This is a genomic window from Pseudomonas sp. FSL R10-0056, from assembly GCF_009600105.1.
Lineage (GTDB): Bacteria > Pseudomonadota > Gammaproteobacteria > Pseudomonadales > Pseudomonadaceae > Aquipseudomonas > Aquipseudomonas bubulae.
On the sequence record NZ_WIWL01000245.1, the window covers coordinates 1 to 13,997 of the forward strand.

General features: G+C 59.1%; 14 protein-coding genes and 1 pseudogene. 12 read left to right on the top strand and 3 right to left on the bottom strand.

What is annotated here, in order from left to right:
* Together GHO42_RS24895 and GHO42_RS24900 are read left to right on the top strand one after the other, a co-directional pair.
* A pseudogene (locus GHO42_RS24895) lies at positions 1 to 408 on the top strand (hypothetical protein); the annotation flags it as partial.
* Positions 409 to 631: 223 nt separating this feature from the next.
* A complete protein-coding gene (locus GHO42_RS24900) occupies positions 632 to 1,180 on the top strand; it encodes a tetratricopeptide repeat protein (RefSeq protein WP_094999416.1) in 549 nt (182 codons plus the stop codon).
* Here GHO42_RS24900 and GHO42_RS24905 read toward each other — a convergent pair.
* On the bottom strand, positions 1,166 to 1,408 hold the full coding sequence (locus GHO42_RS24905; RefSeq protein WP_133143810.1) for a hypothetical protein: 243 nt from the start codon (positions 1,406 to 1,408) through the stop codon (positions 1,166 to 1,168). The genes GHO42_RS24900 and GHO42_RS24905 overlap by 15 nt on opposite strands.
* A gap of 572 nt (positions 1,409 to 1,980) precedes the next feature.
* On the opposite strand from GHO42_RS24905, the gene GHO42_RS24910 reads away from it, so the two are divergent.
* From GHO42_RS24910 to GHO42_RS24930, 5 genes are all read left to right on the top strand, one after another.
* Complete coding sequence (locus GHO42_RS24910; protein WP_178126953.1) at positions 1,981 to 4,035, top strand: FAD-dependent oxidoreductase; 2,055 nt, start codon at positions 1,981 to 1,983, stop codon at positions 4,033 to 4,035.
* Between the two features lie 86 nt (positions 4,036 to 4,121).
* On the top strand, positions 4,122 to 4,919 hold the full coding sequence (locus GHO42_RS24915) for a transporter substrate-binding domain-containing protein (RefSeq protein ID WP_095020948.1): 798 nt from the start codon (positions 4,122 to 4,124) through the stop codon (positions 4,917 to 4,919).
* On the top strand, positions 4,916 to 5,608 hold the full coding sequence (locus GHO42_RS24920; RefSeq protein WP_153327101.1) for an ABC transporter permease: 693 nt from the start codon (positions 4,916 to 4,918) through the stop codon (positions 5,606 to 5,608). Before GHO42_RS24915 ends, GHO42_RS24920 begins: the two co-directional genes overlap by 4 nt.
* Positions 5,605 to 6,315, top strand: coding sequence for an ABC transporter permease (locus tag GHO42_RS24925; protein WP_094999420.1), 711 nt, complete (start codon positions 5,605 to 5,607; stop codon positions 6,313 to 6,315). Before GHO42_RS24920 ends, GHO42_RS24925 begins: the two co-directional genes overlap by 4 nt.
* Positions 6,316 to 6,325: 10 nt before the next feature.
* Positions 6,326 to 7,444: a succinylglutamate desuccinylase/aspartoacylase family protein gene (locus GHO42_RS24930; RefSeq protein WP_095023451.1), complete on the top strand. Its 1,119-nt coding sequence runs from the start codon at positions 6,326 to 6,328 to the stop codon at positions 7,442 to 7,444.
* A gap of 35 nt (positions 7,445 to 7,479) precedes the next feature.
* On the opposite strand, the gene GHO42_RS24935 is transcribed toward GHO42_RS24930, so the two are convergent.
* Positions 7,480 to 7,806, bottom strand: coding sequence for a DUF1820 family protein (locus tag GHO42_RS24935; protein ID WP_016779282.1), 327 nt, complete (start codon positions 7,804 to 7,806; stop codon positions 7,480 to 7,482).
* Positions 7,807 to 7,938: 132 nt separating this feature from the next.
* Between GHO42_RS24935 and miaB the strand changes: the two genes are divergently transcribed.
* The 5 genes from miaB to lnt all read left to right on the top strand — a co-directional run bounded on the left by miaB (position 7,939) and on the right by lnt (position 13,358).
* Complete coding sequence (gene miaB, locus GHO42_RS24940) at positions 7,939 to 9,267, top strand: tRNA (N6-isopentenyl adenosine(37)-C2)-methylthiotransferase MiaB (protein WP_094999422.1); 1,329 nt, start codon at positions 7,939 to 7,941, stop codon at positions 9,265 to 9,267.
* Between the two features lie 194 nt (positions 9,268 to 9,461).
* Positions 9,462 to 10,481: a PhoH family protein gene (locus tag GHO42_RS24945; RefSeq protein ID WP_094999423.1), complete on the top strand. Its 1,020-nt coding sequence runs from the start codon at positions 9,462 to 9,464 to the stop codon at positions 10,479 to 10,481.
* Positions 10,474 to 10,935 (top strand): rRNA maturation RNase YbeY, encoded by a 462-nt coding sequence (gene ybeY / locus GHO42_RS24950; protein WP_016779278.1) that lies wholly within the window; start codon positions 10,474 to 10,476, stop codon positions 10,933 to 10,935. Before GHO42_RS24945 ends, ybeY begins: the two co-directional genes overlap by 8 nt.
* 38 nt (positions 10,936 to 10,973) lie before the next feature.
* Positions 10,974 to 11,813 carry an HlyC/CorC family transporter gene (locus GHO42_RS24955; protein ID WP_016779277.1) on the top strand — a complete coding sequence of 280 codons (840 nt, stop codon included), beginning with the start codon at positions 10,974 to 10,976 and terminating at the stop codon, positions 11,811 to 11,813.
* Between the two features lie 21 nt (positions 11,814 to 11,834).
* Complete coding sequence (lnt, locus tag GHO42_RS24960) at positions 11,835 to 13,358, top strand: apolipoprotein N-acyltransferase (protein ID WP_153327103.1); 1,524 nt, start codon at positions 11,835 to 11,837, stop codon at positions 13,356 to 13,358.
* A 147-nt stretch (positions 13,359 to 13,505) separates the two neighbouring features.
* Here the strand turns inward: lnt and GHO42_RS24965 are convergent.
* The coding region (locus GHO42_RS24965; RefSeq protein ID WP_178114954.1) for a YdcF family protein at positions 13,506 to 13,997 on the bottom strand (492 nt) is incomplete at its 5' end.

Consider the following 13,997-nt stretch of genomic DNA (forward strand, 5'->3'; position numbering starts at 1 on the left):
GACAATGTCATCGGCGCCGCTGAAGTACAGGCCAAACATACCGCCGGCCTGACCACTTTGCGCCTGATCAGCCGCCCGGGCTTCCACGCCGAGCTGAGCGATTACACCACCCGCCTGCTCGATGGCCTGCAACAGCGCGCCGACGCGGCCGGCATCCCCTTCGTGACCACACAGGCCGGCGGTATGTTTGGCCTGTACTTCAGCGGCGCCGATGACATTGTCACCTTTGACGACGTCATGGCCAGCGATGCCGACCTGTTCAAGCGCTTCTTCCATTTGATGCTCGAAGGAGGCGTATACCTGGCACCCAGCGCCTTCGAAGCCGGTTTCACCTCGATCGCCCACGGCGAAGCCGAGTTGCAACTGACCCTGGACGCCGCAGAACGCGCATTTGCTGCACTGAAATAATCCAAGAAACGGCAAGGGCGAGCGCCCTTGCCGTTTTTTTATGCCAGTAATGAGCAGATCTTTTAGCCCACCCGTCCATAATCGTCTTAAATCAATGGATATCGCGCTCAGGCAGCAGAAAAACGAGTAAAGACTTTGTAAGGTTGCCTCTGCTTATTTCATAATGCGCGCCTATACATCCCATGATCGGGTTAACCCGTCATCCAGAGGTACGTCGATTCCCATGAACCGCACCGGCCGCGCCCTTGCACTGGGCTGCCTGTTGCTCCTACAGCCGTTGCTTGCCCAGGCAGGCGGTAACTCGTTGTTGATCCCAGCGATGGGTCGCTGCACCCTCAATACTCAGCCTGAGGACCTCGCCGAGGCGCTTGCAGCCTGTGAAGAGGCGGCAAAAGCCGGGGATGCAGAAGCCGAATACGAGTTGGGCGAGTTCTATTACGACGGTAAAAACACCCCGCAAGACTTCAACAAGGCGCTGAGCTACTTCGAAAAAGCCTCGCTGCAAGGCCACGCCATGGCCCAGTTCCAGCTCGGCACCATGTTTTTCAAAGGCGAAGGCGTGCCGGCCAACAACATTCAGGCCTATATCGTGCTGAAAATGGCTGCGGTCAACGGCGCCGAAGACGCCCTGGACACCGCCGACATGGTGGCCGAGCAAATGCCGCGCGACCAGCTCGAAACGGCTACCCAGATACTCGGACAGATCTTCCGCAAGTATTTGCAGGAGCTGCAATCTACCGACGCCCGCTCGCCGTTTTCACCATTGCCCTGATTTCAAACCCTTGCTGGTTTGCTGGCGACAACGTGCCTGTGCCGGATACGGCTTTTCCTGGATGTCATCCGAATGTTCAGCGATTAAATTACCCGTCGCCCCCAATGACATTGAAAGCATCACGGCCACTACAGAAAAAATCGCCAGCACATACGAAATCAACGCCAGGTCACTCGCGTGCTTGTGAGCCACCAAAGTCCGCAAGAATGTTATTCCGTAATAGGGCATGACTCGACTGATGGTGAGTGGCACTAATAGAGCGACGCATGAATTTTTCATAGCGCATCACTTAACCCTGCACCGAAAACATTTTTTACCCAACTCAACTTAATGCTGCGCCTGCACAACCTCAAACGCTACGTGAAGACCAACCTCGTCTTATGCATTATGCACACGGGGTGATTCATGGGCTGAGCGCTGCAGCTTGAAGCTGTTAAATATATATCTAGGTAATTATTCTTACGCCAAATAAAGATTAACCTTACTTAAGCTTAAGTTAACTTGATTACGTTGTTTTCACCCATGATTATTATGCCCATCATTGTTCAAAGCCCTGTTTTAGAGCCTTGAACAGAATATGATGATAGGCCGCGACCCTCGATTTAACGGGTTTGACCCGTTACAAGAAACAACTCATGATTTCCTCTCGCTGCCCACGGTCTTGCTCTGCGCAGTAGCTATTGGCGTGTCATCACGCAGTTCACTCTTTAAACGTGGCAATAGTGTGCTCATTTGATTGACGCGCTGTTCTTTGTTTTTGTATCAAATGCGTCGATCTATTTGGGCACGGGGGAATACCTGTGCGTGATCCGAGATATGACATTTTGTTTGAGCCGGTCCAGATAGGGCCCGTGCGTACGCGCAATCGTTTTTACCAGGTACCGCACTGTAATGGCATGGGGCATGTACATCCTTCGGCTATGGCACGTATGCGCGCAATAAAGGCCGAGGGCGGGTGGGGTGTTGTCTGCACGGAAGAGTGCGAAATCAGCCCCTTGAGCGAATTCTCGCCTTATATCGAAGCACGCCTGTGGGACAAGCGCGACATACCGGCGCTGGCTCGCATGTGTGACGCGGTTCACCGGCACGGTAGCCTGGCGGGTGTGGAACTGGCCTTCAATGGTTATTCCGCGCCCAATCGCACCAGCCGCGAAATCCCCTGGGCCCCCTCCAATACCCCCGTGCGCGGCTACGACCCGGTGCAGGCCCGCGCCATGAGCCGCGCCGACATCAAGCAACTGCGCGAGCTGCACAGGGCTGCGGCCTTGCGTGCCCGTGATGCAGGGTTTGACATCATTTATGTATACGCTGGCCATGATCTGGGCTTGCCGTTCCACTTTCTGACGCAACGCAACAATCGCCGCACGGATGAATATGGCGGAGCGCTGTTCAATCGTGTGCGCCTGCTGCGCGAGTTGATAGAAGACACCCGGGATGCCGTCGGTGACCGCTGCGCCGTTGCCGTGCGCCTGGCCGTTGACGAGCAGCAGGGCAGCGCCGGCCTGACCCGGGACAGCGAAGGCGTCGAAGTGTTTTCCATGCTGGCCGAGCTGCCGGATCTTTGGGATATCAATGTTGCCGACTGGGCCAATGACAGCGTGACCTCGCGGTTTGCCCCAGAGGGTTATCAGGAGGCATTCCTCACCGGGCTCAAGGCCTTGACCAGCAAGCCGGTGGTGGGTGTAGGACGTTTCACCTCGCCCGATACCATGGCCTCGCTGGTGCGCCGCGGGGTGTTGGACCTGATCGGCGCGGCCCGCCCTTCTATAGCCGATCCTTTCCTGCCCAACAAAATCGACCAGGGGCGCACCGACGAAATTCGCGAGTGCATCGGCTGCAATGTTTGCGTCAGCGGCGATCACACCAGCACGCCAATGCGCTGCACACAAAATCCGACTATGGGCGAGGAATGGCGACGCGGCTGGCATCCGGAGCAGGTTCCGGTCCGGCGTGCCGAGGGGCGAGCGCTGGTAATCGGCGCAGGCCCTGCCGGTCTTGAGTGTGCCCGGGTACTCGGCGCTCGCGGCCTGGAAGTGATGCTGGCTGAAGCCACTCGCACCCTGGGCGGACGCGTGGCCAGCGAGTCCCGGCTACCGGGGCTGGCGAGCTGGTCGCGGGTGGTCGATTACAGGGTGGATGCCTTGAGCCGTCTGGGCAATGTCGAGATCTACCGTGAAAGCCGCCTTGAAGTGCAGGACGTTCTCGACATTGAAGCCAGCCACGTGTTTGTCGCCACCGGTTCGCGTTGGCGCAACGATGGCCTGGGCCGTGTGTTGCGCCAGCCTCTCCCTGGGCTGGAAAACCTGCCCGTATTCACGCCGGATGATGTGATGGCAGGCGCTGTGCTGCCTTCGCCCGTGGTGGTGTTCGACGATGACCACTACTACATGGGCAGCGTACTGGCCGAGAGCCTGATTGCCCGGGGAGTCGAGGTGCTGTATGTCACCCCGGCCGCAGATGTTGCCCCCTGGACCCACAATACCCTTGAACAGCACCGGATCCAGCGCCGCTTGCTGGAACTGGATGTCACCATCATCACCTCCCATACGCTGTGCAGCCTCACGCCGTACGGTGTACAGGCAGCGTGCACCTACACCGGGCGCCCGCGTTTCATTCCTGCCGCAGGGGTGCTGCTGGTGACCTCCCGCGAGCCTGAGCAGGGTCTGTTCGACGCCCTGCAGGCGGAGCCCCGGGGTGTGCAGCAGGTGATCCAGATCGGTGATTGCCTGGCTCCGGGCACAATTGCTGCCGCGGTGTACTCCGGGCATCGCTTTGCCCGGGAGTTCGACGCCCCCCCCGGGTTGCTTCGCATGCGCCGGGAGTTGGTGGCGCTGGAAGACTGGCCGGCGCCTTGAATTCTTTCTTGAGTGGTCAACCTGTCGCCCGACGGGCAATAGCGACCCGACGGGCGGTTATTACAACAACAATAAGGAATCAACCCATGAAAAAGATACTGTGGATGCTGGCACTGCTGGTGGTGGCCGTGCTGGCTTGTGTCGTAGTCATTGCCCCGGCGCTGGCCAAGGATTACCAAGTCATACGTTTTGGCACCGACCCGACCTACCCGCCCTTTGCCTCGAAAAGTGCCGACGGCTCACTGGTGGGCTTTGAAATTGACCTGGGCAACGCCCTGTGCGAGCGCGTGCAGGCAAGCTGCAAGTGGGTCGAAATCGATTTTGACGGCATGATCCCCAGCCTCAATGCTCGCAAGATCGACGGCATTCTGGCCACTATGGCCGTGACGGCGGCGCGGCAAAGGGTCATTGATTTCTCGTCCGAGGTGATGACCACGCCCAATGCGCTGGTGTTCAAAAAAGGCGCTGGCCTGGATGCCAGCCTGCAGGCGGTAAAAGGCAAAGCCATCGGCTACCTGCAGGGCAGCACCCAGGAGGTCTATGCCAAGGCGGTGCTGGCCAAGGCCGGGGCGAAACTCGTGGCATACCCGGATCAGGATCGGGCCTACGCTGATCTGCAAGTCGGGCGACTGGACGCGGCCCTCCAGGATCTGGTTCAAGCCGAGCTGGGCTTTTTGCGCTCTCCCCAGGGTGCTGCCTTTGAGGCCGGCAAGGCGATTGAAAGCGACCTGATGCCGGGCACCAGCGCCATTGGCATCCTCAAGGGCAATCAAGCACTCAAGGCTATGCTCGATAAAGGCCTCGCCCAACTGCATGCCGATGGCACCTACGCACGGCTGCAAAAGCAGTATTTCGGGGATCTTGTTCTGTACAGCAATAAATGAGCGGCCTTCAGGTTTACGCGCCATTGCTGGCACTGGGCACCTGGATGACGATCAAGCTGGCGCTGATATCACTGCTGCTGAGCCTGTTTCTGGGGCTGCTGGGCGCAGGAGCCAAGTTATCCACAAGCCGTGCGGCGCGATGGATGGCCCGGCTTTACACCACCCTGATCCGCGGCGTGCCCGACCTTGTGCTGATGCTGCTGATCTTCTACGGCCTGCAAACCTGGCTCGGCCAACTCACGGACAGGCTGGGCTGGGCCTATTTAGAGATAGATGCCTTCACTGCCGGGGTGATGACCCTGGGCTTTATCTACGGCGCTTACTTCACCGAAACCTTGCGCGGCGCCATTCTCGCAGTGCCCTTTGGGCAGATTGAGGCTGCCAGGGCCTACGGCCTGAGCCCGATGCAGTGTTTTTGTCGTGTGCTGTTCCCGCAGATGATGCGCTTTGCGCTGCCGGGGTTGGGCAACAACTGGCTGGTGCTGCTCAAGGCAACCTCGCTGGTGTCGATCATCGGCCTGGCCGAGCTGGTAAAGGCAGCCAGCGACGCGGGAAAAAGCAGTTTTCAACTGTTTAACTTCCTGGTGCTGGCGGCAGTGATCTACCTGCTGATAGCCGTTGCCTCCAACAGCGTATTGCACAGGCTTGAGCGGCGCTTCGCCGTGGGGTTCGAGCGGGGTGCGCGATGATCGAAGTATTGCTGTCGTATTGGCAGCCTTTTTTGTATAGCGATGGCCAGCAGATCAGCGGTCTGGCCATGACCTTGTGGCTGACCACTGCTTCCATCGGCATGGGTTTTGTACTCTCGATCCCGCTGGCCATTGCCCGGGTTTCTGAAAACCGCTGGGTGCGCTGGCCGGTGCATGGCTTTACTTACCTGTTTCGCGGCACGCCGCTGTATATCCAGCTGTTGATCTGCTACTCGGGCATCTACAGCCTTGCCGCCGTTCAGTCGCAGCCGTTGCTGGGCGCATTTTTTCGCGATGCCATCAACTGCACCCTGCTGGCCTTCACCCTCAATACGTGCGCCTACACCACGGAAATCTTCGCCGGTGCGATCCGTTCAATCGCCCGGGGGGAGGTACAAGCTGCCCGGGCGTATGGCTTCAATGGCTGGAAGCTCTACCGCCGCGTCGTCATGCCCCAGGCACTGCGCCGCGCCTTGCCGGTTTACAGCAACGAAGTGATCCTGTTGCTGCACTCCACCACCCTGGCCTTCACCGCCACGGTCCCTGACATTCTCAAAGTCGCCCGGGATGCCAACGCGGCCACCCTTCAGACCTTCCCTTCGTTTGTCATCGCTGCCGGGCTATACCTTATCGCCACCTTTGCCCTGGTGGGACTGTTTCGCCTGGCCGAGCGGCGCTGGCTGGCATTTCTCGGCCCGCGCCGATAGGAGAACCCCCATGCACCACCAACGTCATGATGTGCTGGCCGCCGTACCGGGCACCTGTCGGCAAATCCATAGTTTTCATTACGGACCAGCGCCAGAGCACGGGAAAATCTATATCCAGGCGTCGCTGCACGCGGACGAGCTGCCGGGCATGCTGGTGATCTGGCATCTCAAGCAGCGCATGCTGGAACTCGAGCAGGCCGGCCTGTTGCGCAAGCACATAGTGCTGGTGCCCGTGGCCAACCCGGCGGGGCTAGAGCAGGTGCTGATGGACGTGCCCCAGGGGCGTTTTGATAACGAAAGCCGACAGAATTTCAACCGCTTCTTTGTGGATGTCAGTCAGGAGGTGGGCGATAGTGTCGAGGGCCAGTTGACCCAGGATCCAGAGCACAATACGCAACTGATCCGCTCGGCCTTGCGCCGTGTCCTGGTCGCCACGCAGCCGCTGACCCACGTGCAGGCCCTGCGTCAGACCCTGCAGACCCTGGCGTGCGATGCCGATATGGTCCTGGACCTGCACTGCGACTTCGAAGCCGTGCAGCACCTGTACCTGGCCCCGGCCTTCTGGCCGCAGGTAGAGCCCCTGGCCCGTTACCTGGGGGCCCGAGCCTGCTTTATGGCCACCGAGTCGGGCGGGCAGTCCTTCGATGAATGGTTCACCCTGTTCTGGGCGCAGATGCAAGCGCGCTTTGCGCCACGTTTCCCCCTGGCGTGCTGCAGCTTTGCCGTGACCGTTGAGCTGCGAGGGGTGGCGGATGTGACCCACGAACTGGCGCGTGACGATAGCCAGGCGCTGATCGACTACTTGATCCATGCGGGTGCAGTCGAAGGGCAGCCAAAAGCACTTCCGGCATTGCTCAACCCGCCGACCCCGCTAGCGGGCGTCGAGCCGTTGAACAGCCCCACGGGGGGTTTGCTGGTGTTTTATGCGCAAGTGGGTGACTACCTGCAGGCGGGGGCTGTGGTGGCAGACATCATTGACCCCATCACGGACCGTATTACTCCAGTGGTCTGTCAACGCGAAGGCTTGCTCTATGTCCGCTCATTGCGGCGCATGGCGACTGCGGGAATGACCATTGCCCATGTCGCCGGGGCGCAGGCGTATCGACAAGGGGACTTGCTGTCGCCATGAAGGGATTGCGAGCGCGGGAAGGGAAAGAAAAGCCCTTACTTGTCCGGCATCGGAAACGGAAACGGCATCACATTGCTGACACCACGGGCTTCACTGATTTTAGGCGTGCCCAGCCGCTCAACCTCATCGATACGGACAATCGAGTGCATCGGCACAAAGCTGCGCACCACACCTTCAAACTGAGCCTTGAGCTTTTCTTCGCTGGGGTCGACAACCATTTGTGTGCGCTCACCGAAGACGAATTCCTCTACTTCCAGAAACCCCCACAGATCACTTTGATAGATCTGCTTGGCGTACATTTCGAACACCTGGCCCTGGTTGAGGAAAATCACCTTGTAGATTGGAGCTTCACGTTTGGTCATGGTGGGCGGGTAAGCATCTGAAGGTAAAAAAGAGGGCGCGAACTATAGCATAGCCATCAGACGCACAACGCTAGGAAGCAACGGCTATGACCCCTATAATGTGCGGTTCTTTGAACCACTTGATGAACACCCATGGCCAAGAAGCTTTACATCGAAACCCACGGTTGCCAGATGAATGAGTACGACAGCTCGCGCATGGTCGACCTGCTGGGTGAACATCAGGCCCTGGAAGTCACAGCGCGCGCCGAAGACGCTGATGTCATCCTGCTGAATACCTGTTCAATCCGTGAACGTGCCCAGGACCGCGTGTACTCCCAACTGGGTCGCTGGCGCGAACTGAAACTGGCCAACCCCGACATGGTTATCGCCGTGGGCGGTTGCGTGGCCAGCCAGGAAGGCGCGGCGATCCGCGATCGCGCCCCGTATGTGGACGTGGTATTCGGCCCGCAAACCCTGCACCGCCTGCCGGAAATGATTGACGCCGCGCGCATTACCAAACTGCCGCAGGTTGATGTGTCATTCCCTGAAATCGAGAAATTCGATCACCTGCCAGAGCCTCGCATCGACGGCCCAAGCGCCTACGTATCGGTCATGGAAGGTTGCAGCAAGTACTGCACGTTCTGCGTGGTGCCTTACACCCGCGGCGAAGAAGTCAGCCGGCCCTTCGATGATGTATTGGCCGAGGTGATCCACCTGGCTGAAAACGGCGTGCGTGAAGTGACCCTGCTTGGCCAGAACGTCAACGGCTATCGCGGCCTGACCGAAGGTGGCCGCCTCGCCGACCTTGCCGAGCTGATCCGTGTGGTGGCGGCGATCGACGGTATCGAGCGTATCCGCTACACCACCTCCCACCCGCTGGAGTTTTCCGACAGCCTGATCCAGGCCCACGCCGAAGTCCCGGAACTGGTCAAGCACCTGCATCTGCCGGTGCAATCGGGCTCCGACCGCATTCTGTCGGCGATGAAACGCAATCACACGGCGCTGGAGTACAAATCCAAGCTGCGCAAACTGCGCGCTGCCGTACCGGGTATCTGCATCAGCTCCGACTTTATTGTCGGCTTCCCGGGCGAAACCGAAAAAGACTTTGAACAGACCATGAAGCTGATCGAAGACGTGGGTTTCGACTTTTCCTACTCTTTTGTCTACAGCCAGCGCCCGGGCACCCCGGCAGCAGACCTGACGGACGACACCCCGGAAGAGCGCAAGAAAGAGCGTCTGAACGCGCTGCAACATCGTCTCAACCAACAGGGCTTCGAGATCAGCCGCCAGATGGTAGGGTCGACCCAGCGGATCCTGGTAACCGACTACTCGAAAAAAGACCCGGGCGAGTTGCAGGGCCGGACCGAGAACAACCGCATCGTCAACTTCCGCTGCGACAACCCGCAGTTGATCGGGCAATTCGCCGATGTGCATATTGATGCGGCCCAGCCGCACTCGTTGCGGGGCTCGCTGCTGAACTGACCACACGCCATCGTCCCTTGTGGGAGCGGGCTTGCTCGCGATGCACGCAACACGGTCCGACTGGATGAGTGCGGTGGTGCAATCGCGAGCAAACCCGCTCCCACATCAAACATTTGGTGAAGTCCTTTCACGCTTGACCTGCTAGCGTTATCCTTAATTTCATATCAATTGCCTAAGGGCGGCTAAATACGACCTTGAACGCACCCATCGAACCACATCGCTTCCTTCTCGAGCCCTTTGAGGCCCGCCGTTTCGCCAATCTGTGCGGGCAATTCGACGAGCATCTGCGCTTGATCGAGCAACGCCTGACGATCGAAATCCGCAATCGCGGTAACCAGTTCGAGCTGATCGGCGACCCGAAAATCACTTCTTCGGCAGAAAACCTGCTGCGCCGCCTGTACCGCGAAACCAAGGCCACCGAGCTTTCGCCGGACATGGTTCACCTGTTCCTGCAAGAGTCTGCGGTACAAGACCTCGCCAGCAACCCGGTGGCTGAAGCCAGTGTTTCGCTGCGCACCAAAAAGGGCATGATCCGCCCTCGCGGGATCAACCAGCAGCGTTACGTCAAAGAGATCCTGGGCAACGACATCAACTTCGGCATTGGCCCGGCGGGTACGGGTAAAACCTATCTGGCTGTGGCCTGCGCAGTTGATGCCCTGGAACGCGAGCAGATCCGCCGCATCCTGCTGGTGCGTCCGGCGGTTGAGGCCGGTGAGAAGCTCGGTTTCCTGCCGGGTGACCTGTCGCAAAAAATAGACCCGTACCTGCGCCCGCTCTACGACGCACTGTACGAAATGCTTGGTTTTGAATACGTGGCCAAGCTGATCGAGCGCCAGGTGATCGAAGTCGCGCCACTGGCCTACATGCGCGGCCGCACGCTGAACAACAGTTTCATCATTCTCGACGAAAGCCAGAACACCACGGTCGAGCAGATGAAAATGTTCCTGACCCGCATCGGCTTCGGCTCGACCGCCGTGATCACCGGTGACATCACCCAGATCGACCTGCCCAAAGGCACGAAATCGGGGCTGAACCATGTCATTGAAGTACTCAAGGACGTGCCGGGCATCAGCTTTACCCACTTCCAGTCCAAGGACGTCGTGCGCCACCCGCTGGTGCAGCGCATCGTCGAGGCCTACGGTCGCTACGAACAGGAAGCCGCCGACAAGCTGGCCGCGCTGCCCGCTGCAAAGGATTACCGCCACGATGCTTGAGCTTGACCTGCAACTGGCGACTGACGCCAGTGCCCCCAGCGAAGCCCAGTTCCGCCAATGGTGTGAACTGGCTTTGCGCCAGCGCAGCGCCGATTCGGAAATGACCATTCGTCTGGTAGACGAACCCGAAGGTCGTGAACTGAACCACACCTGGCGCCAAAAAGACTACGCCACCAATGTGCTGTCCTTCCCCGCAGACGTGCCTGATGAGTTCCTCGATATCCCGCTATTGGGCGATCTGGTGATTTGCGTGGCCGTGGTCGAGCGCGAAGCCGCCGAACAAGGCAAAAGCCTTGAGGCCCACTGGGCCCATCTGGTGATACACGGTTGCTTGCATCTTCTGGGTTACGACCATATAGAAGACGAAGAAGCCGAAGAAATGGAAGCACTGGAACGAACGTTGCTTGCAGAACTGGGTCATCCTGACCCGTATGCAGACGACGAAACCGAATAACACCCACTGAAACTACCAAGGGATACGAGTAAATCGCTATGAGCGAAGACCGATCGAGCAACGGGCAAAAGTCATGGTTAGGTAAGCTGACCCAGGCCTTTGCCCATGAGCCGAAAAACCGCCAGGAGCTGCTTGAGCTGCTGCGCGAAGCACACCAGAACAAACTGTTGGACAGTGAAGCGCTGGCCATCGTCGAAGGTGCCATTCAAGTGGCTGACCTGCAGGTACGGGACATCATGGTTCCTCGCTCGCAGATGATCAGCATCAAGGCAACCCAGACCCCCCGCGAATTTCTCCCGGCGATCATTGACGCGGCGCACTCGCGCTACCCGGTGATCGGCGAAAGCCACGACGACGTCCTTGGCGTCCTCCTGGCCAAAGACCTGCTGCCGCTGATCCTTCAAGAGAACGGCGACAAGTACAACATCAAGGATTTGCTGCGTCCGGCGACATTTGTCCCCGAGTCCAAGCGCCTTAACGTGTTGTTGCGCGAGTTCCGCGCCAACCACAACCACATGGCCATCGTGATTGACGAATACGGCGGCGTGGCGGGTCTGGTGACGATTGAAGACGTTCTCGAGCAGATCGTTGGCGACATCGAAGACGAGCACGACGTCGAAGAAGACAGCTATATCAAGCCGTTGCCCAGCGGTGACTTCCTGATCAAGGCCCTGACCCCGATCGAGAACTTCAACGAGTTCTTCGACACCGAATTCTCCGACGACGAGTTCGACACCGTGGGCGGCCTGGTCATGAGCGCATTCGGGCACTTGCCCAAACGCAACGAAACCACTGAAATCGGCCCCTACCGCTTCCGCATCCTCAATGCTGACAGCCGCCGGATCCATCTGATTCGTCTCACGCCTATTGCCCGCTAAATCTCAATACCAAGGATTGAAATGCGCTGGATAACCTCCCCCGGCTGGCCCGGTAACTTGCTGGCCGTGGTGGCCGGCGCACTGACAACCCTGGCGTTGGCCCCCTTCGATATCTGGCCATTGGCACTGGTTGCCCTGGCCCTGTTCTATCTCGGTTTGCGCGACCTGTCACCAAAACAGGCGCTGGGCCGAGGCTGGTGTTTCGGTTTTGGCCTGTTTGGCGCGGGCACCAGCTGGATCTACTACAGCATCCACCACTTCGGCGGCGCTTCGGTGCTGCTTGCCGGTTTCCTGATGTTGTTGTTCACGGCAGCCATCGCCTGGTTCTTTGCCCTGCCCGCCTGGGTGTGGGCGCGCTGGATCCGTCGCAATGAAGCGCCGTTGGCCGATACCCTGGCATTTGCCGCGCTATGGGTTGCTCAAGAGGCGTTCCGCGGCTGGTTCCTCACCGGTTTCCCATGGCTGTACTCCGGTTACAGCCAGCTGGACGGCCCTTTGGCCGGGCTCGCACCGTTGGGCGGCATGTGGCTGGTGTCTTTCACTCTGGCCCTGACCGCAGCCCTGCTGTGCAATTTGCCACGCCTGATCAAGGCCAGACGCAAGGCTTTTGTCGCCGCAGGGGTGGTCTTGCTGATCGGCCCCTGGGTCGTCGGCCAGGCCCTCAAGCACCACGCCTGGACCAGCCCTTCAGGTGACCCGCTGAGCGTGGCGGCGATCCAGGGCAATATCGAACAAAGCATGAAATGGGACCCGGCCCAGGTCAATGCACAGCTGGCCCTTTACCGTGACATGACCTTCAGTTCCAAACGTGTCGACCTGATCGTTTGGCCGGAAACCGCTGTCCCTGTCCTCAAAGAGAACGCTGAAGGCTTTTTGAGCATGATGGGCCGGTTTGCCGCCGATCGTAACTCAGCGCTGATTACCGGCGTGCCGATCCGCCAGGAGGTGCGACATGAACCGCGCTACTTCAACGGCATCACCGCTGTGGGCGAGGGCGATGGTGTTTACCTGAAACAGAAGCTGGTGCCATTTGGCGAATATGTGCCACTGCAGGATGTACTGCGCGGCCTGATCGCATTTTTTGATCTGCCAATGTCGGACTTTGCCCGCGGCCCGGCGGACCAGGCCATGTTGCAGGCCAAGGGTTATCAAATCGCGCCATTGATTTGCTATGAAGTGGTGTATCCGGACTTCGTGGCCGGGCTTGCTGCCCAGAGCGATATCCTGCTGACCATCAGCAATGACACCTGGTTCGGCACCTCGATTGGGCCGCTGCAACACCTGCAAATGGCGCAGATGCGTGCCCTGGAAGCCGGGCGCTGGATGATTCGGGCCACCAACAATGGCGTCACGGCATTGATTAACCCGTTTGGGCAAATCACCACGCAAATTCCGCAGTTCGAGCAAGGCATCATGTACGGCGAAGTGGTGCCCATGCACAACCTCACGCCTTACCTGCAATGGCGCTCATGGCCACTGATCATCCTGTGCAGCCTGCTGATTGGCTGGGCCCTGGTCACCAGCCGGATTGCCAAGACGGTCTAGCCTTGTGCTTCTGCGTCTTCTACCCTCACCCCAACCCTCTCCCGGAGGGAGAGGGAGCTGACAGGTGGTGTTGCGTAGAGCTGCTTTTGCCTTTAATCCCCTCTCCCTCCGGGAGAGGGCCAGGGTGAGGGGCTTTTGCTTAATGGGTCAGCGATAAAACAACGGATAGGCAATCTGCCCTACCGCTTCATTGATCAATAGCCCGGACTGCCAGAACGCTTTGTACTCAGGCATCCAGCCCCCCAGCGGTCGCGCATTGTCGGCACTGAAAAATCCGACCGGCGCAGGCACCACGTCAAAACCAGCCTTTTCAAAACTCCAGACCGAACGCGACATATGCCAGCCGTGCGTCACCACGACCACCCGCTTGACCCCCAGCGGCAGCAGAATGTCTGCGGTCATTTTGGCGTTTTCCCACGTTGTGCGGCTTTGCTCTTCTTTCCACCGTACTTGCACGCCGAAATCATCACGCAATGAATCCGCCATCAACTGCGCCTCACTGGGCGGCGAGCCGTAGTGCAAACCGCCAGTGGTCAACACCGGCAAGCCCGAAGCCTTCGCCAGTCGGGCGGCATAGCGCTGGCGCTCCAGACCGATGCCGGTGGGCTGATCGCTGCCCCAGGCCGGATCCCCCCGCTC

Coding starts and splice junctions, on each gene's coding strand:
- GHO42_RS24900 (WP_094999416.1), top strand. CDS start 632: ATGAACCGCACCGGCCGCGCCCTTGCACTGGGCTGCCTGTTGCTCCTA.
- GHO42_RS24905 (WP_133143810.1), bottom strand. CDS start 1,408: ATGCCCTATTACGGAATAACATTCTTGCGGACTTTGGTGGCTCACAAG.
- GHO42_RS24915 (WP_095020948.1), top strand. CDS start 4,122: ATGAAAAAGATACTGTGGATGCTGGCACTGCTGGTGGTGGCCGTGCTG.
- GHO42_RS24920 (WP_153327101.1), top strand. CDS start 4,916: ATGAGCGGCCTTCAGGTTTACGCGCCATTGCTGGCACTGGGCACCTGG.
- GHO42_RS24925 (WP_094999420.1), top strand. CDS start 5,605: ATGATCGAAGTATTGCTGTCGTATTGGCAGCCTTTTTTGTATAGCGAT.
- GHO42_RS24930 (WP_095023451.1), top strand. CDS start 6,326: ATGCACCACCAACGTCATGATGTGCTGGCCGCCGTACCGGGCACCTGT.
- GHO42_RS24935 (WP_016779282.1), bottom strand. CDS start 7,806: ATGACCAAACGTGAAGCTCCAATCTACAAGGTGATTTTCCTCAACCAG.
- miaB (WP_094999422.1), top strand. CDS start 7,939: ATGGCCAAGAAGCTTTACATCGAAACCCACGGTTGCCAGATGAATGAG.
- ybeY (WP_016779278.1), top strand. CDS start 10,474: ATGCTTGAGCTTGACCTGCAACTGGCGACTGACGCCAGTGCCCCCAGC.
- GHO42_RS24955 (WP_016779277.1), top strand. CDS start 10,974: ATGAGCGAAGACCGATCGAGCAACGGGCAAAAGTCATGGTTAGGTAAG.
- lnt (WP_153327103.1), top strand. CDS start 11,835: ATGCGCTGGATAACCTCCCCCGGCTGGCCCGGTAACTTGCTGGCCGTG.